The 19,215-nt window shown below is 61.8% G+C and carries 19 protein-coding genes; 10 read left to right on the forward strand and 9 right to left on the reverse strand.

Annotated features, from left to right (window positions below):
* Positions 1 to 229: 229 nt before the first annotated feature.
* Complete coding sequence (locus IVB54_RS28070; RefSeq protein ID WP_026233320.1) at positions 230 to 1,264, reverse strand: L,D-transpeptidase; 1,035 nt, start codon at positions 1,262 to 1,264, stop codon at positions 230 to 232.
* A gap of 183 nt (positions 1,265 to 1,447) precedes the next feature.
* Here IVB54_RS28070 and IVB54_RS28075 point away from each other — a divergent pair, with 183 nt between their 5' ends.
* Complete coding sequence (locus tag IVB54_RS28075; protein WP_018457183.1) at positions 1,448 to 2,404, forward strand: lytic transglycosylase domain-containing protein; 957 nt, start codon at positions 1,448 to 1,450, stop codon at positions 2,402 to 2,404.
* A gap of 49 nt (positions 2,405 to 2,453) precedes the next feature.
* On the opposite strand, the gene IVB54_RS28080 is transcribed toward IVB54_RS28075, so the two are convergent.
* Complete coding sequence (locus tag IVB54_RS28080; RefSeq protein WP_018457184.1) at positions 2,454 to 3,578, reverse strand: DUF1236 domain-containing protein; 1,125 nt, start codon at positions 3,576 to 3,578, stop codon at positions 2,454 to 2,456.
* Positions 3,579 to 3,680: 102 nt separating this feature from the next.
* Here IVB54_RS28080 and IVB54_RS28085 point away from each other — a divergent pair, with 102 nt between their 5' ends.
* Positions 3,681 to 4,163: an NUDIX domain-containing protein gene (locus IVB54_RS28085; RefSeq protein WP_018457185.1), complete on the forward strand. Its 483-nt coding sequence runs from the start codon at positions 3,681 to 3,683 to the stop codon at positions 4,161 to 4,163.
* Here IVB54_RS28085 and IVB54_RS28090 read toward each other — a convergent pair.
* The gene (locus IVB54_RS28090) at positions 4,150 to 5,124 is read right to left on the reverse strand and encodes a tripartite tricarboxylate transporter substrate binding protein (protein WP_026233321.1); all 975 of its coding nucleotides are present in this window, start codon (positions 5,122 to 5,124) and stop codon (positions 4,150 to 4,152) included. The two genes, IVB54_RS28085 and IVB54_RS28090, sit on opposite strands and share 14 nt — an antisense overlap.
* Positions 5,125 to 5,565: 441 nt before the next feature.
* On the opposite strand from IVB54_RS28090, the gene IVB54_RS28095 reads away from it, so the two are divergent.
* The 8 genes from IVB54_RS28095 (at position 5,566) to IVB54_RS41745 (ending at position 10,877) form a co-directional block, all read left to right on the forward strand.
* Complete coding sequence (locus IVB54_RS28095; protein WP_018457188.1) at positions 5,566 to 6,222, forward strand: hypothetical protein; 657 nt, start codon at positions 5,566 to 5,568, stop codon at positions 6,220 to 6,222.
* A gap of 29 nt (positions 6,223 to 6,251) precedes the next feature.
* Entirely contained in the window at positions 6,252 to 6,500 is a 249-nt protein-coding gene (locus IVB54_RS41575) for an HGGxSTG domain-containing protein (protein ID WP_274535510.1), read from the forward strand.
* 407 nt (positions 6,501 to 6,907) lie between these two features.
* A complete protein-coding gene (locus IVB54_RS28100; RefSeq protein WP_039799972.1) occupies positions 6,908 to 7,258 on the forward strand; it encodes a hypothetical protein in 351 nt (116 codons plus the stop codon).
* Positions 7,259 to 7,616: 358 nt separating this feature from the next.
* Positions 7,617 to 9,023 (forward strand): invasion associated locus B family protein, encoded by a 1,407-nt coding sequence (locus IVB54_RS41725; protein ID WP_345956515.1) that lies wholly within the window; start codon positions 7,617 to 7,619, stop codon positions 9,021 to 9,023.
* A gap of 335 nt (positions 9,024 to 9,358) precedes the next feature.
* Positions 9,359 to 9,703: a hypothetical protein gene (locus IVB54_RS41730; protein WP_346658834.1), complete on the forward strand. Its 345-nt coding sequence runs from the start codon at positions 9,359 to 9,361 to the stop codon at positions 9,701 to 9,703.
* 103 nt (positions 9,704 to 9,806) lie between these two features.
* The gene (locus tag IVB54_RS41735; RefSeq protein WP_026233323.1) at positions 9,807 to 10,040 is read left to right on the forward strand and encodes a HAMP domain-containing protein; all 234 of its coding nucleotides are present in this window, start codon (positions 9,807 to 9,809) and stop codon (positions 10,038 to 10,040) included.
* A 14-nt stretch (positions 10,041 to 10,054) separates the two neighbouring features.
* Positions 10,055 to 10,255, forward strand: a complete 201-nt coding sequence (locus IVB54_RS41740; protein WP_345946757.1) for an adenylate/guanylate cyclase domain-containing protein — start codon at positions 10,055 to 10,057, stop codon at positions 10,253 to 10,255.
* Positions 10,256 to 10,451: 196 nt separating this feature from the next.
* Positions 10,452 to 10,877 (forward strand): hypothetical protein, encoded by a 426-nt coding sequence (locus tag IVB54_RS41745; RefSeq protein ID WP_026233324.1) that lies wholly within the window; start codon positions 10,452 to 10,454, stop codon positions 10,875 to 10,877.
* Positions 10,878 to 11,033: 156 nt separating this feature from the next.
* Here the strand turns inward: IVB54_RS41745 and IVB54_RS28120 are convergent, their stop codons facing one another.
* The 6 genes from IVB54_RS28120 to IVB54_RS28145 form a co-directional block, all read right to left on the reverse strand.
* Positions 11,034 to 12,080: a PAS domain-containing sensor histidine kinase gene (locus tag IVB54_RS28120; RefSeq protein WP_247363506.1), complete on the reverse strand. Its 1,047-nt coding sequence runs from the start codon at positions 12,078 to 12,080 to the stop codon at positions 11,034 to 11,036.
* Between the two features lie 387 nt (positions 12,081 to 12,467).
* Entirely contained in the window at positions 12,468 to 13,415 is a 948-nt protein-coding gene (locus IVB54_RS28125; RefSeq protein ID WP_247368254.1) for a phosphatase PAP2 family protein, read from the reverse strand.
* Between the two features lie 405 nt (positions 13,416 to 13,820).
* The gene (locus IVB54_RS28130) at positions 13,821 to 15,134 is read right to left on the reverse strand and encodes a TadE/TadG family type IV pilus assembly protein (RefSeq protein WP_256465329.1); all 1,314 of its coding nucleotides are present in this window, start codon (positions 15,132 to 15,134) and stop codon (positions 13,821 to 13,823) included.
* Between the two features lie 314 nt (positions 15,135 to 15,448).
* The gene (locus tag IVB54_RS28135; protein ID WP_018458273.1) at positions 15,449 to 16,396 is read right to left on the reverse strand and encodes an ABC transporter substrate-binding protein; all 948 of its coding nucleotides are present in this window, start codon (positions 16,394 to 16,396) and stop codon (positions 15,449 to 15,451) included.
* Between the two features lie 153 nt (positions 16,397 to 16,549).
* Positions 16,550 to 17,605, reverse strand: coding sequence for a ribose ABC transporter permease (locus IVB54_RS28140; protein WP_018458272.1), 1,056 nt, complete (start codon positions 17,603 to 17,605; stop codon positions 16,550 to 16,552).
* A complete protein-coding gene (locus tag IVB54_RS28145) occupies positions 17,598 to 19,133 on the reverse strand; it encodes a sugar ABC transporter ATP-binding protein (RefSeq protein ID WP_018458271.1) in 1,536 nt (511 codons plus the stop codon). Before IVB54_RS28145 ends, IVB54_RS28140 begins: the two co-directional genes overlap by 8 nt.
* Positions 19,134 to 19,215 lie beyond the last annotated feature (82 nt).

Here is a 19,215-nt window from a genome sequence, read left to right on the forward strand (position 1 = left end):
CCGAACTGAAGAAGTGACCGTCGCTGAAGGGCCAGAGGCAAAAGGATCGAGGTCCGCCCTATCCCGTCTACAACGGCACGCTCGCCGACTGCGTCCGCGAGCTCATGGGCAAGCCATCAAGGGCATCTCGCTCTACGATATCATGACGAGGGCAAGCAGCGTTCGACCAGACCGTGCTGTCGCCCGGTGATGCCGCCGAAATCGCGATGCGCAAGGACTTTCCCAAAGACTAGTTCGAGGCGCGCCTACCGCCGGACTTCCGCCGCTGCTCGGACGAGGAGTCCGTCGGCGCATCCAGAAAGACCACCGGTGTGCCGCGCTTGACGTGCTCGCCCAGCGCGCGCACGTCCCAATTGGTCAACCTGACGCAGCCATGCGACGCGGACTTGCTGACCCTGTCGGGCTCCGCCGTTCCGTGGATGCCGTACCCCTGTGCGGACAAGCCGATCCAGTATGCTCCCACCGGATTGTTCGGGCCCGGCTGAACATCGAACGGCTGTTTCGATTTGACGCTTCTGAACTTGTAGTCAGGGTTGTAGTGATAAACCGGATTCTCGTGGGTGCTGGTGACCTTGAGCGTACCGCTCGGCGTCGGACGATCCGGACTTCCGATTGACGCGGGATAGAACGCGATCAGGGTGGCGCCCTGGTCGAATGCTTTCAGCGTCCCGTTCCTTTTGTCGACGTCGAGCCGCGCGATGTTCGGAAGCTCTCGCCGCGCCGGAACGTTTGCAACGACGATGGTCGCTCCCACCTTGTCGAAGGCCTTGTCCGGGTTGAGCGCCTTGAGCAGATCGGCGCTCATGTGGAATTTCTCGGCAAGCCCTTCGAGCGGGCTGGTGTAGCTCAGCGCCTTCAGCGGCTTCATGTCATCAAGCTTGCCGGGCAGCTCCTTCAGAAACGGGCCCTTCACATCCGCGTCCGTGATCTTGTATTCGACGAGGACGGCGCCTTCGCTCGCGGCGTTCAACTTGTCCCAAAGCTCGGGCGCGATCGTTTTATCCGATGCAACGCCGTTCTGCTCGGCGAATGCTTTCAGTGCCTTCTGCGCGTTCTCTCCGAGCTTGCCGTCGATCTCCCCGGGCGAGAACCGCGCACGGTCGAGCAGAATCTGAAGCTTCACGATCGCGGCGTTGAGCTTGTCGCTAGCAGGTTGCTTTGCGGGACGCGCAGCATCGTTTACCGCTGCCGCATCGAGATTGCCCGCAAGCGCCGAAGAGATCGCCGCCAGCGAAATCACCGCGCCAAGCATCCACCGCATCATCTCGCTCGTCCCCATTCGCCAACGCCCCCGCAAATTCGCGGAGCAAAGAGTTTCCGGCGGGAACACCGTAGTAACACCGTGGGAACCGACGAGACCGCAGCTTTGCCGCAATCGCTCGGTTAATAACTCCTTATCGCCGGCGCATCGCTGGCCGTTCACCCACAGTTCGAGGTTGCTCCAGCAATGCGATTTGTCGTCGCGGCGTGCGCCGCGTTCATGATTCTGATGTGCGACTTCGATCCGTCGGCGTCCCGCCAACCATCAGCTTTCGATCACGCCGTTCTTCAAAACACTCAGGCCTCGTCACTTGTTCCGGTGGTCGAGCTGTTCCTTGCAAGCGTGCAGGCCCTCGAGCTCGCCAATGCGCGTGCGGCCTATGAGGAGACCCCCGAGCCGCCGGATACGGTCGAACCCGTCGCGCAGGCGCCGGTTTCGCCGACGGAACGCTTCTGCCACGCGCTTCGCGGAGCTGCCGAAGCCAGCGGCATTCCCGTGCCGTTCTTCGCGCGTTTGATCTGGCAGGAGAGCCGCTTCAAGTCCAACGAGGTCAGCCAGGCCGGCGCGCAGGGCGTCGCGCAGTTCATGCCGGAAACGGCAGCGGAGGTCGGGCTAGATGATCCGTTCGATGCGATGAAGGCGCTGCCGGCATCGGCCAAGTTCCTGCGCAAGCTGCGCGACGATTTCGGCAATCTCGGCCTTGCCGCAGCCGCCTACAACGCAGGTCCCGGCCGAATCCAGAAATGGCTCGCCAAAGAGAGCGAGCTGCCGCGTGAGACACGCGACTATGTCCGCATCATCACCGGCACCAGGGCCGAGGACTGGACCGAACGCGCGGAAGCCCTCGCGATCCGGATCGACCTGCCGCGCGAAGCACCCTGCGAGGGCATCGGCAGCCTGTCCAAGACGAAGGACGTCGCCTGGGTTCCGGTGAACCTGACGCCCTCGGTCGCCACCATCATTCGCAAGGCCGAGCAACTGGCGGCGCGATTGACCGCCAGCCACGCACGCAAGCGGCTCGCGTCTCTGATCCGGAAGAACACCCACGGCAAGGCACGCAGCATGATCGCCGCGCGTGCGGCGGGAAAGAGCGCGAAGGCCCGCGCCATCCGTTTTGCAGCGCGCGAACGATCTTCGGGCTGATGCGCAAATCCGGAAGCCGCTCTATGGAGCGGCTTCCAGTGGCCGCGAACTAGTCGATCTCCTCGATGATGCGGCGTTCGCGGGGCTCGACGACATAGGTCCGCGTATCGCGGTGGATGTAGCGGTACTCGCGGAGGTCGGGCGCGTCCCGATAGACGGTGCTCGGGAATTCCTCGACCTCGACACTCTCGGGAACGCGGTCACCAACATGGATTTCGGACCGCGCGGTGCTGCCGGTGGTCTGTCGTTCGCTCCGTCCCTCGGTGCGGGTCTTCGCATGCTTGCGGATCACTTCGCGATCGCGATCCGAAAACTTGCTGGCGCTGCGCTCACGCGTGGTCGTCGTTGTCGCGGTGGATTGTCCCGAGTACGGCAGCACGGTTACGATCTTGTATGTCGCCGGATCGACCACGACGATTTCATCCTTCACCAGCGCAAAGCTGTAGCCGCGATATTGCGGCACGATCTCGACCACATCGGGTGGCAGCGTCGATAGCTGGACATCGCGCGGCACCACCGTGCCGACGTTGAGCGAGAAATTGACGCTGGTCAGCGGCCGCACGTTGAGATGCGAGATGGACGCGCTGATCTTGGTCTCCTGCTGCTTGTTGAGGTTGACGTCAGTGCGGGCGGCGGCCTGTGAATTGGCACCGGTCCGCTGGTCTTGCGCCTGATTGCTGCTCGGCGTGTTTGGCGATTGCTGGGCCTGGTTGGTACCAGATGAACCAGGCGCCTGCTGCGCCTGATTGGTATTGTTCGACGGAGGGTTGGAGCGATCCTGCGTCTGGTTCGAGTTCGCCGCCGGCGGATTGGCGCTCTGCTGCGAGGCGGGCTGGTTACCGGCCGCGTTGGAGTTTGCCGTACCACTGGGCGGCCGCGAGGACGTGTCCGCGCTGTTGGTGGCGTTGGTCCCGGAGCCGGAATTGGCCGATCCGGAAGACGGAGTGGTCGCCTGGGTATTCTGTGTCGACGCTCCGGGCGTTGATGATTGCTGCGGCTGCGATCGCGACTGCTGTGTTTGTGCCGCGCCAGACGGCGACGTGTTGGACGGAGCTGCGGAATTGGACTGGGATTGCGGCGTTTGCTCAGACTTGGTGTTGCTGCTTGGCGATTGCGCAAAGGCGGCGTTCGCCAGCACCAGCCCTAAGGCGGTCGTTGCCAACAGGCGGATCATGGTTCACTCCCTTGTTCGGTCAAAGCGTTAGCTATTAACCTGCGCTAAAAGCGTCTGTTCCACTTTTTCCCGGCCGAATGCGCCGCCTGAACGGAACCTGCGATGCCATCGAAAAGCGCCGGGATCATTGCCTATCGCAAACGTGGGGAGCTCGAGGTTCTGCTCGTTCATCCCGGAGGACCGTTCTGGCGCAACAAGGACCTCGGGGCATGGTCGATTCCGAAGGGCGAGTACGCAGACGAAGACGCAGAAACCGCCGCGCGACGGGAGTTTGCCGAGGAGCTTGGGCTTGAGCTGTCCACGCCGCTGACTTCGATTGGCCAGGTCAGGCAGCGCGGCGGCAAGATCGTCACCGCGTTCGCGGCCGAGTTCGACGTCGATTTGCGCAGCATTCGCAGCAACACATTCGAGATGGAATGGCCGCCACGCAGCGGCAAACGTCAGACCTTCCCGGAGGTCGATCGTGCCGAATGGTTCACGCTCGCAGCAGCGCACGAGAAGATCAACGCAGGACAGCGCCCGCTGCTCGAGCGGCTGGCTCAGGTGGCCGGCAGCACGCCAAGCAGACGCCCTACTCCGCCTTGATGTTCGCCGCCGCCACCACTTCGGCGAGTTCCTTGATCTCCTTCGCGATCTTGGCGGCGTAGTCGGCCGAACTCAGCACGCTGACGACGCCCTGCGTCTCCAGCCGCTCCCGTAACAGCGGATCGTTGGCTGCGGCGACGATCTCCCGGTGCAGCATCTCGAGCGTCGGCGCGGGGGTTGCCTTCGGCATGAAGAAGCCGACCCAGAACGAGATGTCGAAGCCGGGATAGCCGGCTTCCGCGACGGTCGGCACATCAGGCAACGCCGGCAGCCGCTCGGCGGAGGACACCGCGAGCGCGCGCAGCTTGCCGGCCTTCACCAGCGGCACGGCGGATAAGGGATCGAACACTGCCAGGACCTCCTGCGCGAGGATACCGACCTCGGACGCAGCACCACCGCGATAGGGCACGTGGATCATCTTGACGCCGGCCCTCTCGCTGAGCAGCTCCATGGCGAGATGGGCAAGGTTGCCGTTGCCGCCCGAGCCGTAGGCAAGCGCGCCGGGCGCAGCCTTTGCCGCGGCGACGAGATCGGCGACGGTGTTGATGTTGGCCGTCTTGGAATTCTCCGGATTGACCACCAGCACGAGCGGCGCCGACACGACGGTGGTGAGCGGCGCGAAGTCCTTTTCCGGGTCGTAGCGGATATCCTTGAACAGCGTCTTGTTGAGCGTGATGGTGGAGGAGTTGCAGGCCAGCATCGTGTAGCCGTCGCCTTCCGCACGCGCGACGCCTTCGGCCGCGATCATGCCGTTGGCGCCGGCGCGGTTCTCGACCACGAAAGCTTGTCCGAGCTTGTTGCTCAGCCGATCGGCGACGATGCGCGCGACGACGTCGACCGGGCCGCCCGCGCTGAAGCCGACCATGATCTTGACCGGCCGCACCGGATATTTTTGCGCGAAGGCCTCCGTCGTCACGCACAATCCGGCGACGATCGCCAGCAGGCGAAGCGTTCGTTGCATTCGTTCTCTCCCCAGAAGTTCTCGCCGCTTTTGCAGGTCGCGGCGCATTCGCGGATCATGATGAGCGGCCGCGCCGGATTTCGCAATCGCGTTTGCAGGCCGGCATTCCGTCGCGCGGCAGGTCGGAGCCGGTTCGAAACAAAAAACGCAAAAACAACCGCATGCACAGTAGCCGACGCTTGCGAGATCAAGGACTTGCACGAACGAGGATTTGCACGAACGAGGATTGCGCGCTTCGCAATCTTCGTTTGACACGTCGGGCAAAACACCGGCAGAATGCCATCATCGCAACAATCGTCAGCGTCCACGCCGCCCGACCACGGGGCGTCGCGCGGCGATTGCGCGTAAGCCCTTCATCAACATCCCGAAAACCCCACAGGCGCGCAAGCCGAGCGATCGATGTCGCGCGCAATGAGCCCGCGCGGGCAAAGGACACAGCACATGACGACATCTGCCAAACGCCACGGCACGCTGCCGGTTGCGGCAAACGATCGCAGCGGCCCCGACGCGAGCCCGCGGATCAAGCTCTACAAGCGGGGAATTGCGATCCTCCACGCGGACCCGCAAGCCGGCGAACGGCTGCTGGCCGAGGCGCTCGGCGCCGCTGACCGCGACGCGCTGCATGGTCTCCTCAAGCAATTGGTGAAGGCCAGCGTGACCGGACGCAAGCCCGATGAAGCCAATCTCGCCTTCATGATCTCGCTGGTGAAGAGCATCGCGCCGAAGGACTCGATCGAGGCGATGCTCGCAGTGCAAATGGCGTCCGTTCACGCGGCCACGATGCGCTCTGCCTGCCGCCTCGCCCTCACCGACGACGTTCCGCAGCAAGAGAGCCTCACCCGCGTGCTGACCCGGCTGGCCCGCACCTTCGCGAGCCAGATCGAGGCACTCAGCCGCCACCGCAACAACGGCGAGCGTGCGATCACGGTCCGGAACTTGTCGGTGCAGGATGGCGGCAGGGCGATCGTGGGCAACGTGACCCAGCACGCGAGCATGATCGTCGCGGAGCCGCACGCTGCGACAGTCGCAGGACTGGTCCCGCCGCGTGAGGCCGGCGCATGCGAACAGGCCGAATCCAGGCAAGGCAGCAATGCATGAGCGGCGACCAAATTCGCAAGACGCGTGCGATGTGGACGAGCCCGCGCTGTGGCGCCGAAACGCGAAACGGCACCACCTGCCGCGCGCCTGCAGTGCACGGCAAGTCTCGCTGCCGCATGCACGGCGGCGCACGGAGATCAGGCGCGCCGAAGGGAAATCAGAATGCGCGGACGCATGGCGAATTCACGGGTGATGCGGCCGCTGAACGAGCGCAGGATCGGGCCGTGCTGAATGATGCGTTGAAGCTCCTTGCGGAGCTGTCGCGAGTTGCCGAATAGGCCATAAAGGCGATGCACCGTAGATCGCAATCGTCGTTGACGAACGCGGTTGTGGAGACCCGCAACAGATGCCCTGCAGACTCATGCACCGTGGGTCATTTCCTTAAGTCTGTGAGGGCTTTGGTCGGCTACGCCGTCATGAGCGGACAAGCTCGGCGCCAGCTGAGAGGTCGGCTAAGGGCAGGCTAGGCCAAAGAAGCAGCTGCACTGACCTTTAGTTGAAGCGTTGTCGTATTTGAACCTTCGCTCGAATTTCCGGACTCACCTCAGTGGGGATGGGAATGAACTGTCCCATCACAGCATCGAGCGATCGTCAGCGGCAGTTGCAACGGATTTAGTTTCCGGGTTGCCAGCCTAAGCCGCACCAAGCCAGCGGATCGGCCGGCGAATATCGCGGAGGCAAACAGATGTTTCCAGCGAAACTTGCGGCATCGTTGCTGGGTTCAGCGTTGCTACTGACGCCGGTCCTTGCACGCGACGATGGCCGATACGACCACTCTCCGCTGAAGTCTTGGTTTGAAAGCTTGCAGAGCGAATTTGGAAAGTGCTGTACTGATGCCGACGGATACATAGTGTCCGATGCCGATTGGGAGTCCAGTCGGGGCCGTTACCGCGTCCTCATCGACGGCGAATGGGTGCTCGTACCTGACGGTGCGGTTGTCACAGAACCAAACCGCTTCGGCCGTACAATGGTCTGGAGGCATTACATAGACGGCCATCCGCGCGTCCGATGCTTCATGCCCGGATTCATGACTTGACCTCACTTTCAAGGTGCTCCGCTTCGGGTCATTCGCACCGATTTGCCCGCGTATTCTCGATGTCCGCTATGGCCCTAGCTGCCGGCGTGCCGGATATTTCGCCTTCAGGCCCACAAGCAGACCAACGACGATAGCGGCGGCGGGGTTAAAGCTCGAAACAGGCCCTAAGGCCGTCAAAAAGCCAGGAGCCGCATGAAAGGCCGTGCACGCTCATCCGGGTTTCCGACGACGCTTTCTTTGCTAGGCCACTAAGCCGCACGACGTCGGGAACTTGCGGTTGGTCGCTTTGATCCAAATCAACGGATTCCTGCCTCCGAGACCTAGCGTCAGACCCAGACCAGATCGTCGGAGAAAGAAGATGCTGAAGCACTTGCTGGCCATTCTTCTTTTGCTGGCTTTCCCCTCGGCAGTCCATTTCCCAGCCGCGGCAGATGACCGAACTGCGGGACAAGTAATCCAAGAGGAAATTTGGGCGCTGCCGTTTCCACTGCCGGTGCTTGCCTTCCTGGTACGGCCGGTCGGAGATGGTCCGTTTCCGCTAGTGGTTATGAACCATGGAATTTCGCTGGAAGCCAACCAGCGGACGATGTTTCCGGCGATCGAGTATCGTGACGCGGCACGTTGGTTTGCACGTCGCGGTTATGTGGTCATCTCGCCCGTCAGGTACGGGGCCAGCAGTCTCGATGATAAAGATCAGGGTCTCTACGGAGCCGTCTTTGCCCACGTCGGTAGCTGCGACAACCCAAACTTCCGTGGTCCCGGGCTCGCCATCGCCACTCTGAACGAGTGGGTCATCGACTACATGAGCAAGAAGAAGATGATCCAGCCGGGTAAGGTCATCGTCGTTGGCCAGTCGGGCGGCGGATGGGGCTCGATTGCTCTTGGGAGCCTAAACCCGTCATCAGTTCAGGCCATCATTACCTTTGCAGCGGGACGCGGAGGCCGAGTTGACGGCAAACCCAACAACAATTGTGCTCCCGACAAGCTCGTTGCCGCCACCAGCGAATTCGGCCGCACCGCACGCGTACCGATGCTTTGGATCTACGCGGAAAACGACAGCTACTTCGGTCCGGAATTGACGATGAGGATGCATCAGGCCTTTGTCGAAGCGGGCGGAAATGCCGATTATCGTATGCTCCCGTCCTTTGGGACCGACGGGCACTTCATGATCGATTTCGCCGACGCGGTGCCGATCTGGTCGCCCTTGGTATCGCAATTTCTGGAGAAGCATTCAGCGACCGCTCCGCCGCTTGGGCAGCCAGTCAACGGCCCTTCTGCCCAGCGGGAGCCTCCGTCGAAGCCGCCACGATTGCGGCTGCCTGAGAACATCCATTTCTCAACCTGGAAAAAGCTTTGTTTCGCCTCATCCGATCGAACCAACATATGCCGATCGACGTCAACCGCCACGGACGATCTCGATCAGATCGTGGCCCGTGTCGATCTGATCGAACGAGCTGACGGTCCCGCTCGCCTGCAGCTGTTCGTTCCGCAAGGGGCAAATCTGCAGCAGGGAGTCAAGGTGACGGTAGATCAAGGCAGTCCTGTCCAGGTTCCTTTCACCTGGTGTCTCACCAACATCTGCATCGCAGCACGTGGAATTGAACCAACGGTGGCGGCTCAAATGGAAGCCGGCCAACAGCTCAAACTCGAACTCACAGACCTTTACTCCTCTTCGGTGACGATAAAGTTGCCGCTGAGCCAGTTCGGGGCTGTTCACCAAGACCCGCCTGCCGAAACTTTCGATTTCAGCCTGACTGAAGAATGAATGGAGTTGGACCGCCTGACGGGGCTGACCGAAAGGAAGCTCGACTGTGAGTACGTCGGATATGCCTCTACGGAGCACGAGACAACGGATCCTCGCTCTTAACGGACTGAAAAAATTCTCCGGATCGACGATCAAGCAGTCAATCCGGCAGCGAATTGGAGCAATCGCTGTCGGACTGATCATCCTCATGCTCGTGACGTCGGTCCTATCGATCGCGATGGTCAGGCGAGTCGGCTACCTGCTTGATGAGCTCTCTGCACGTTACGCACCTATCAACGCCCCGTCTGACACGGATCAATACTCTATCGCTCGAACGAGGCCTCGGGCTCCGCCGCATGGTGATCGCGAAGATGCAGGAGCCGCCCGATGTGCTCGGATATAGAGCCCGCTTGGAGCTCTACAACGAGAAGGGAGCCGAGGTCGAAAGCGAAGCGCAAGCCGCGCGGACACTGATCAATTCGATCATTGAAAACACAAGTACACCATCGGACAACGCAGCCCTGGCGCGCATCGACAACCGGATTGAAAATCTGGACGATACTCGCCGCCAGCTGAAGCAGGAGACCAGAGAGCTACTTTCACACCTTGAGGCGAGAGACTTTCCAGCGGCGAGACGCAGCCTTGCGCGAGCAGACGCTGTTCGCGACGACTGGATGAGAAGGTCAGTGCTATTCGATTGAGTATGCTGACCGTCAGCGAGGGGGCTATCGCAAAAGTGAGGTCGGAACAGACCCGGGTGGCGCTGACCTCGGCCATCGTGACGCTGCTTGCCGCGATCGTCGATTGATCTTCGCCAATCTGGTCAGCGGCGGCATCATTCGCTCTGTCCGACTATTGCTTGAAGGTGCCCGCGCGGTGGAAGCGGGTCAGCTCGATCAATCAATCGATGTAAGGGCGACTGACGAAATCGGACAACTGGCTGCCGCCTTCAATCGAATGATTGTGCAATTGCGCAACAACCAACGCATCAAGGAAACATTCGGAAAATACATCGATCCGCGCGTCGTTGAAGGCTGATCGATCACCCAAATTTGACGGCCCCCGAAGGCCAGCGCCGGGTGATGACTGTGTTGTTCTGCGACTTGAAGGGCTTCACCAGCCTTAGCGAAGGCATGACCCCGCAAGGTCTCGTCAAGGTCATGAACCACTACCTTTCGGTCATGTCCGAACCAATCCGGAACAACCGAGGGATCATCGACAAGTATATCGGCGACAGCATCATGGCTTATTGAGCCCCACCTTTCGTCGATGAGGCCGATCATGCCCGACTTGCATGCCTCGCCTCCCTGGAAATGATCGAACGTATCGGAAAATTGCGCGAGGAGATTCCTGAGCTACTTGGCGTTCGCGCAACTCCAATGAAGCAATGCGATCTAAGGATCGGGATCGCGACCGGCGAGGCGCTGGTCGGCAGCATCGGCCGACGTGATGATGAGCTACACCGTCATGGGCGATGTGGTGAACCTCGCCTCGCGGCTGGAAGGCGCGAACAAGGTGTACGGCACCCGCAATCTCGTTTCCGAAAGAACTATTGCTGCCGTGGGCACTTCACTTGAGGCGCGGGAGATCGATCGCATTGTGGTGGCGGGTCAAACTCGTTTCGAGGCCGTTTCTGAAATCCTCGGAAGCCGAGCTGATGTCACGCCACAACAACTGGTCTTGCGGGACAAGTATCTGGAAGGGCTCTCGAACTATCGCAACCGGCGATGGGATGATGCGCTTGCTGCGTTCAATGCGTCGCTTGAAGCGATGCCCGACGACGGGCCTGCAAGGGCCCTAATCGAGCGCATCGGAAGCTTCAAAGCAGAACCGCCTCCGAACGACTGGGACGGGTCGTGGCACATCGAAAAATGAGCGCCGGGCTGATACGGCGGACGTCTCCAATGGGTCACAAGCGGTCCTCCACCGGCTGCGCGCGGCAGGTCAGCTACGGGACAGGACCCGACATGCGGGCCCGTGAGGGGCTCCTCGTCCTCGCGGCAGTCAACATGGGTCGGGTAAAAGCTCCCACTATTGTGGTGACATTTCCAGATTTTCGAGCGGAGCCGTGAGGCGGCAAGTGAGTCCGGTCGATTCATAGGACACCGCAACCGACCCTCTGAAGTCGTATTCCAGCGCCCCCGAAATGAGTTGCGAACCGAAGCCTTTATCGGTGGGCTCCGACACAGATGGACCGCCGAATTCTTGCCAGACGAAGACGAATTTTTGATCACCCGCCTGATCTTCGGTTGACCACACGATGGACACCCGGCCGCCTGTCACGCTCAGAGCGCCATACTTTACTGCATTGGTGGCGAGCTCGTGAACCGCTAAGGAAAGGGCGAGAGCCTGTTGCGATCTGAGAACAAGCGGAGGACCGGACGTCGTAATCCGGCCTTCGCCTGTTCTGTAAGGGCTCAGGGCCGTGTTGACGACATCTCGAAGTGGGGCAGCAGCCCAATTCGCCGCAGTCAGCAAGGCGTGTGCTCGTCCGAACGCGGCAAGTCGTGCCTTATACTTTTCAAGATCGGCGCGGCTCGATACGTCACGAAATGTTTGGCTGGCAACAGCACCAAGCACAGCAAAGGTGTTCTTGAACCGGTGCTTTAGCTCTTCGTTGATAAGCCTCAGGGCTTCCCTTGCCATGTGCTCGGAGGTGACGTCTTTACAGACAACGAGTACGCCGCCGACTTTATCTTCAAGGTCAATTGGACCGAAGCTGTACGTCCACCAGACATCCTCGCGCCGACCGTGGCGGGTTACAGGCACCAATTGATCCTCATGCCACGTCGCCCCCTTACCTGCCATGACGTATTCAATCTGGGGACCAATGATGTCCCATATTTCATCCCAGCATTCACGGCCGCCCGCGCCCAAGGCGCTCGGATGCCGCTCGGGACCCATCGTTTCGCGATACGCATCGTTATAGAACTGGATGAGGTCCGGTCCCCACCAAATGAACATCGGGTGGCGTGAGGTAAGAACGAGCCGCACCGTGACCCGAAGACTTTGCGGCCACGCTTCCGGCGAGCCGAGCGATGTTTTTGACCAGTCAAACGCTCTTGTGAGAGCGCCCATCTCGCCGCCCCCCGACAAGAAAAGGCTACCTGTGTCCCCGCCCATGCGCGCAACTCCTGACACGTTGCCCAAGCGTAAAGCCAAAATTCTCGGCAATGCAATGTCGATGGTTGGTCAAAGCGGTCCACGCCGGGCGCTGCGATAGATCAGTTTCGGGCCAGATGGGGGTGCCACTACACCGGGCGCGCCGGCGACATCGACCAGACCCTGGCGATGTCCGTTCCGGGTCAGTTTGCCCGCGTGTTCTCGATGTCGGCTGGCCCCCGCTCCGGTGTACCGCAGGCGATGGCGACCTTCGCCTTCGGGCCACAAGCGAACTTCAATCTGTTTGTCGTTTGATGACCTCTGCCAAGACAAATCGCTCTGTCGCTTGCAGAGCGTGGATGACTATCCGGCCGCGTGCGATGGCGAGGTGTTCCATCGCGCAAACAAAACGCCCCAGCGAAGCTGTCGAAGGCAAGCGAGGCAGAGAACGATGCCCGCACCGGCGATGATATCGATGAAATAGTGGCCGCCTACAGTAGGTGTTGCAGCAAGCATCAGCAAGTTCAAGACAAGGTATAGTGGGAAAAGCATCTTCACGCCTCGGCTGGCGTATATAAGTATTGTGGCCAGCGCAGCGTGGAACGAAGGAAATGTGATCAGACCATTCACGTGCGTCAACGAAATGCGTGTCATCTCGCCGCTTCGGAGTGCGTTGAAATCGATCAAATGATACGCGTCGACGCGTTCGACGACGCCAAAGTAGACCCATGCGCTCGCTGCCGGCAGTCTCCATGAGATCGGAAGAATCACGAGGAGCGATGTTACGAACAGCCAAACAAACTCTCGCATCCTTTCAAATCGCCCGCACGCACTCAGCCACACCAACAAGATGGCGACCTGCAGCATACAGCTGTGATACGCGACTGCGAGGACCGCTTTGATAATTGGTCTGACCTCAACCCACTCAAAGAAAGCCAGCCAATTCAGTCTCAGCAGGGTGTCGACGCCGGCCAGCTGGGAATCGACCAACGGAAACTTTGCCGTGATGGTTAGATAACTCAGGATCGCGCCCACGACCGTAAAGGCAATGATCTGAGCCAAAGCCGTGGCAAGCTCAGCGATACGCCGATCCGGCCTCAACCTCGTGTAAACAAAGGAGAGAAGAGCAGCAGCACAGAACGCAATCGCTTGCGTCGGATCGATAGCCATCGTCATCCCAGCGGCGCGAAGCCATATGAGGTCAACGGCTGCAACAATCGCAATTGCGATCCACAAGCGCAGAATTTCGCTGAACCGATAAGCATTGAGGACGGCAAAGACAAAGCCTTCATTTCGCATCACTCTGTCCATCTATCGCATCGTTTGGGATCCCTGACCCCTTCTGGAGCATCAATATCTGGTGCTCATCTAATGATTGTTTAATTTGGCTTATACAAATTCAGCGTGTTGGACTCGATGGGTTCCGCGCTGCTCATCAAATCTGACTACGCGTGTTCGCATTCATCGGCTGACCGTAGGCTCCGAGGGAGCTCACGTCCGCTTCGGGTCAAACTGCGACTCCGCTTTGCATGAGCGACGGTCCGGTCTAGCTCGCGAACGGACGTCACGATCGCTCGCGCGAAGGTCAGCCGCCGAGCCAACATATGACGCGCGTTGGCGCTCACGTGAGGATGCGATTTCGCCCTTGGCGGGCTCTGCCTGCTGTTTCAGCCTTTGCTTCCCCGGGCCAATATCAAGCAAAATGGATATGTGGGGCTACTTCGAAACGCGCAGCTTGGAAATGGATGTGCCGATCTGGGTGAAGGCGGCGTCGATTTCGCTGGGGTTGCTCAGCATGAAGAAGTTTGCCGAGCCGCTCGCACATTTGGGAAGCACGGGCGACACCCCGGTGCCGTCGTCGAGCTGGACCGTGTAGATGGTCGTGTTCTTGGCCTTGACGGCGGTGCACAGAGCCTCCATTCGCGTGTCGATCTTGCCGCGTTCAGTCGAGGACGAGGTCATGGACCCGTCGCCGTTCCACCGATTGACCGTGTTCTGGCCGTCGGTGAACAGGATGATCACGTGCTGGTACACGTTGTTGACGTCCTCGGCCGGCGCGTTCAGCGGCGCTTGCTGCAGCAGCGACAGCCAGCCCCAGTGCAGCCCGATGGTCTGATTGGTGCCGCCGTTCGCCGACATCGCGTCGATGGTGCTCTTGACGGTGCTGGCTGTGCTGGTCAGCGCCAGCAATTTGGCCGGGCAGTACGGGTCTTGGTCGGCGACAAATTGCGTTGTCAGCGCCGATGGCAATGCGTCGGAGACGTCGTAGCTCTGATCGCGGTCGGTCACACAGCCGTTCCAGTTCGAAGTTGAAGGCGAGCCTACGGAATGGCTCCAGGTGTAGCCATGCCCCTTGCACATCGCCATCGTGTACCAGGAGCTCCGTCCGCTGCTGCAATAGGAGTTGCTGGAGGAATCCTCCGACCTGGGGTCCCATAGATCCCAGCGCAGCCACGTGGCCGAGACCTTGTCGATGCCGACGTTGACGGCGCTCGCGAACGGAATCACGGAGAACATGACATCGCCCGGGGTCTTCGCCAGCGCCCCGAGCTTGTCGACAAGGTTCTTGGATGCGGTCTTCAGGTTGCTGATCTTGGTGCCCCCCATGGAACCGGTGTTGTCGAGCACCAGCGCGATGCGCAGCAGGTTGTTCCCCCAGGTCGAGGTCGAGCCGACGCTGAAGTCGAGGGTTGGAAAGCCGGCAATCTGCATGAACTGGCTCTTGATTTCGCCCGACGCCGCCATCGTCACCGTCGATCCCTTGCCGCTATTGTTGGCGGTGTAGGTGGCGGACGCCTTGACGTTCTGGCTGCCGGTGTGGGTATAGAGTGCGGCGAAGTAAGCGGCGCCAGCGGTCGGAACCTGGTCAGCCGTGATCTTCCCATCGGACAGGTTCTTGGCGACCATCAGCGCGGCCGAATCGAGCGCACCCTGCATCGCGGTGCGGGCGTGGGCGGCGCGGCTGTAGTCGATCGCAGCGCCGACGAATGACAAGACCGGCAACAAGGCGATGGCGAAGATGACGGCGATATTGCCGCGCTCGTCCCCGGGCTAGGCGACCCAACGTGGTGGCGGCGGAAGAAGGGCTCAAGGTCATCGGGAATCCTCTGCAACCTCCAATAGGCAGTGGACTCTAAAGTATACGTTAAGTTACGCGCGAAAATGCTGGCAAACCGCCTTCCGCATGCGCGGCGCCGCCAAGGAGACCCGGACCTCCTGCGGGTTCCGCAGGCCGCTTTGGTGATATGCGAACGGGGCCATCCTGCAGGGATCGCTGCCACATCTTCCGCTGGTGCCACGCGAGCCGACCAGCGCCGCATCCGGCGCCGGCCGCCTCTCGCCCGCTACTGCGACCGATCCGAGGTCCAGCCTTTGTACTCGCCGACATTGTCGCGCGTCACGAGTTTCGACGGCAGCAGCTCAACCGTGGACGCCGGCTTCTGGCCGTTGAGAATGCTGACGCCGACCTGCACGGCGCGGCGGGCCATGAAGAACGGGTCCTGCGAGGCGGAGGCCTGAATCTGCGTCGCCTGCGGGTCCTTGAGGGCCGCTTCGATGTCGGGGGCGCCGTCGACCGCGGTGATGACGATGCCGGTGCGCTGCTGCTGGCGCGCGGCGAGGTCGGTGCCGATCGCCTGCGGGTCGTTGATGGCGAAGATGGCGTCGATCTTGGCGAAGCGGGTCAGATAGCCCTGCGCCACCGTGAGGCCGCCTTCGCGCGAGCCCTTGCCGTCCTGGTCGCTGGACAGGACCTTGATGCCGGGATTCTTGCCGAGCACGTTCTTGCAGCCGACCACGCGATCGATCACCGCGGAGACCTGCGGGCCGTTCTCGATGATCACGTCGCCCTTGCCTCCCAGCTTGTCGACGATGTACTGGCAGGAGATCTCGCCGGCCTGGACGTTGTTGGTGGTCACCGTGGCGTCGGCGCCTTCGGCCGCGGTGTCGACGGCAACGACGACGATGCCGGCGGCCTGCGCCTTCTTGATCGCTGGTCCGATCGCCTTGGGATCGCCAGGGTTGAGCAGGATCAGGTCGACGCCGGCGGCGATGAAATTGTCGATCTGGGTGACCTGCTTGCCGAGATCATATTCGAAGCCCACCGTCGTGATCTTCACGTTGGGGTTGGTCTTCTTGGCCTCGAACTCGGCGCCCTTCGACAACGCGACGAAGAACGGATTGCCGAGCGAGCCCAGCGAAATGCCGATCGACTTAAGCTCCTTGGCGTAGGACGGCGCGGAGCTCAGGACGAGCGCCATCGCGGCGCCGGCAAGCGAGATCGACTTCAACATTGGCTTCCTCCCTGGTCTGTTTGAAGCTCCGGCGCGGCGACCAGTTGCCGTGACGGAATGAACATGACGGCGCGGTGCCGGCTGCATTTTCATGCTCCTTGTTTGAGCATGATCCTTTCGAAAAACCGCTTCGCACTTTTTTGGATCATGCTCTCAAGTCCGAGCCGAGCCCTGCAGCCGATAGCGGTCCAGCGCCACCGCGCCGATGATGACCAGACCCTTGATCACATATTGCCAGACGTCGGACACGCCGATCAGGATCAGGCCGTTCGACAGCACGGCAATGATCAGCGCGCCGACCAGCGTTCCCCAGATCGAGCCGATGCCGCCGACAAAGGAGGTGCCGCCCAGGATCACGGCGGTGATGGCGTCGAGTTCGTAGGACTGGCCGAGCTGCAGGCCATTGGCGGCGTAGAGGCGCGCTGCCTGCATCGCGCCGCCGAGGCCCGCGAGCAGGCCGGACACGCCATAGACGAAAATCAACACGGCCCAGACCTTGATGCCGGCGAGCCGCGCCGCGCTCTCATTGCCGCCGACCGCGTAGATGTGCACCCCGAGCACGGTGCGCTTGAGCACCAGCCACGACACCAGGATGACCAGCAACGCGATCACCCAGAGCCAGGGAATCGACAATACGCCGGGAATGAGGGTCAGAGCACCGTTGCCGATGAAGGCATAGGGGATCGACGGATTGAACACCGTGGTGTCGGCGCCGAGCAGGCGCGCCGCGCCGCGCACGGCGGTCAACGATCCCAGCGTGACGATGAAGGGCGGCAGGCGCAACAGCGCGATCAAGCCGCCGTTGAGAATGCCGAAGACGGTGCCGGTGAGCACCGCGGCCGGCAACCACAGCGCCCCGAGATCTGGAAATTTGGAGATGATCAGCCCGGCCATCGCCGCCGCCGCCAAGATGGAGCCGACCGACAGGTCGATGCCGCCGGTGAGGATGACGAAGGTCATGCCTGCGGCCAGCACGGTATTGACCGCGGACTGCTGCACCACGATGCCGATGTTCTGGCCGGTGAAGAAGCGGCCGTCCGACAGCACGTGAAAGCCGATGCACAAGAGCAGCAGCACCGGCAGCATGCCGACCGCGCGAATGATCATCCGCGTCCGCTGCCGCTTCGTCTCCTGCGCGGCGGCAAGACCGGGCGCGACGGGGACGGCTTTGGCGGGGGCGGTGTTGGCGGAAGCGCCGTTCTCAGGCATCGAGCTGCTCCGTTCCGGTGGCGAGGGCCATGATCTCCTCCTGATTGAGCGGCGATGTCGCGTCGCGCCGGATCTGCCCGGCGATATGTCCTGCACGCATCACGATGACGCGGTCGCAGATGCCGATGATCTCGGGCAGGTCGGACGAGATGACGAGAACCGCGGTGCCCGACTTCGCGAGATTGTCGATGATCGAATAGATCTCGGACTTGGCGCCGACGTCGACGCCGCGCGTCGGCTCGTCGAGGATCAGGATTTTCGGGCCGATCGCGAGCAGCCGCGACAGCAGCACTTTCTGCTGGTTGCCGCCCGAGAGCCCGCCAGCGGGAACACCGACATTCGCAGCGCGGATGCCGAGCCCCGCGAACGCGCGCTTGGCGCGGTCGCGGGCCTTGTCGCGATCGAGGATGCCGCCGAATTTCGCGTCGCGGCCGAGCACCGCGAGATTGATGTTGTCGAGACAGGACATGTCGAGGAACAGGCCGAGCGCCTTCCTGTCCTCGGTGAGATAGGCGATGCCGGCGTCCAGCGCCTCGCCGGGCGTGCGGATGGAGACCTCGCGCCCGTCGATCTCGACATGGCCGGAGATCATGGGCGCGGCGCCGATGATGAGGTGCGCAAGCTCGGTGCGGCCGGCGCCGACCAGGCCCGCGAGGCCGACCACCTCGCCCGCATGCACCGCCAGCGAACATCCCTTGACGCGCCTGCCGTCGGCGATGTCGACGGCCGCAAGCACGGGAGCTCCCGACCGCGCGTTGGGATCGTTCCTGGGATCATGCTCCTTCTTGTAGAAGGACGAGACGTCGCGTCCCACCATCATCCGGACGATGGTGTCGGCACGGATGTCTGCCTTGTCGAGCGAGCCGACCAGCGTGCCGTCGCGCAGCACCGTGACGCGGTCGCCGAGCGCATAGACCTCGTCCATGCGATGCGAGATGTAGATGATGGCGAGACCTTCGGCGCGCAGCTGGCGGATCAGCGCGAACAGCCTTTCGCTCTCACCGGCCGACAACGCGGTGGTCGGCTCGTCCATGATCAGGATCCTGGAGCGGGCGTGCAGCGCGCGCGCGATCTCGACCAGTTGGCGCTGGCCCATCGAAAGATTGGCGACCTGCGTCTGCGGCGTGAAATCCGCGCCGAGCCGCGCCAGGATCGGACCGACGCCGGCCTGCATCGCCTCGCGCGCCAGCAAGCCGCCGCGGGAGACCTCGCGACCGAGATAGATATTCTCCGCAACGCTCAGGTTGGGGGCGAGCGAGAGTTCCTGATAGATGATCGCGATGCCGGCTGCGCGGCCGCCGAGCGGACCGCTGATCTGCACGGGCTGGCCGTCGATGCGGATTTCGCTGCCCGGGTCCGGCCGGTAGGCGCCCGACAGGATCTTCATCAGGGTGGATTTGCCGGCGCCGTTCTCGCCCATCAAAGCGTGGATTTCGCCCGCGTAGACGGTGAGGTCGACGTCGCGCAGCGCCTTGATGCTGAAGAACGATTTAGAGACCCGGCGCATCTCGAGGATGGGCTCGCTCATCACACCTCCCCGATGCGCCGACGGCGGCATCGCAATCTCACCCGCGTCTCGTTGGTCCCTGGCGCGCGCGCAAGCATTAAAC

This window comes from Bradyrhizobium sp. CW1, assembly GCF_023100665.1.
GTDB classification, from domain to species: Bacteria; Pseudomonadota; Alphaproteobacteria; order Rhizobiales; family Xanthobacteraceae; genus Bradyrhizobium; species Bradyrhizobium canariense_D.

What these genes read in the sequence shown, in the direction of transcription:
- IVB54_RS28070 (WP_026233320.1), bottom strand. Translation starts at nt 1,264, where the DNA reads ATGATGCGGTGGATGCTTGGCGCGGTGATTTCGCTGGCGGCGATCTCT.
- IVB54_RS28075 (WP_018457183.1), top strand. Translation starts at nt 1,448, where the DNA reads ATGCGATTTGTCGTCGCGGCGTGCGCCGCGTTCATGATTCTGATGTGC.
- IVB54_RS28080 (WP_018457184.1), bottom strand. Translation starts at nt 3,578, where the DNA reads ATGATCCGCCTGTTGGCAACGACCGCCTTAGGGCTGGTGCTGGCGAAC.
- IVB54_RS28085 (WP_018457185.1), top strand. Translation starts at nt 3,681, where the DNA reads ATGCCATCGAAAAGCGCCGGGATCATTGCCTATCGCAAACGTGGGGAG.
- IVB54_RS28090 (WP_026233321.1), bottom strand. Translation starts at nt 5,124, where the DNA reads ATGCAACGAACGCTTCGCCTGCTGGCGATCGTCGCCGGATTGTGCGTG.
- IVB54_RS28095 (WP_018457188.1), top strand. Translation starts at nt 5,566, where the DNA reads ATGACGACATCTGCCAAACGCCACGGCACGCTGCCGGTTGCGGCAAAC.
- IVB54_RS41575 (WP_274535510.1), top strand. Translation starts at nt 6,252, where the DNA reads ATGTGGACGAGCCCGCGCTGTGGCGCCGAAACGCGAAACGGCACCACC.
- IVB54_RS28100 (WP_039799972.1), top strand. Translation starts at nt 6,908, where the DNA reads ATGTTTCCAGCGAAACTTGCGGCATCGTTGCTGGGTTCAGCGTTGCTA.
- IVB54_RS41725 (WP_345956515.1), top strand. Translation starts at nt 7,617, where the DNA reads ATGCTGAAGCACTTGCTGGCCATTCTTCTTTTGCTGGCTTTCCCCTCG.
- IVB54_RS41730 (WP_346658834.1), top strand. Translation starts at nt 9,359, where the DNA reads ATGGTGATCGCGAAGATGCAGGAGCCGCCCGATGTGCTCGGATATAGA.
- IVB54_RS41745 (WP_026233324.1), top strand. Translation starts at nt 10,452, where the DNA reads ATGATGAGCTACACCGTCATGGGCGATGTGGTGAACCTCGCCTCGCGG.
- IVB54_RS28120 (WP_247363506.1), bottom strand. Translation starts at nt 12,080, where the DNA reads ATGGGCGCTCTCACAAGAGCGTTTGACTGGTCAAAAACATCGCTCGGC.
- IVB54_RS28125 (WP_247368254.1), bottom strand. Translation starts at nt 13,415, where the DNA reads ATGGACAGAGTGATGCGAAATGAAGGCTTTGTCTTTGCCGTCCTCAAT.
- IVB54_RS28135 (WP_018458273.1), bottom strand. Translation starts at nt 16,396, where the DNA reads ATGTTGAAGTCGATCTCGCTTGCCGGCGCCGCGATGGCGCTCGTCCTG.
- IVB54_RS28140 (WP_018458272.1), bottom strand. Translation starts at nt 17,605, where the DNA reads ATGCCTGAGAACGGCGCTTCCGCCAACACCGCCCCCGCCAAAGCCGTC.
- IVB54_RS28145 (WP_018458271.1), bottom strand. Translation starts at nt 19,133, where the DNA reads ATGAGCGAGCCCATCCTCGAGATGCGCCGGGTCTCTAAATCGTTCTTC.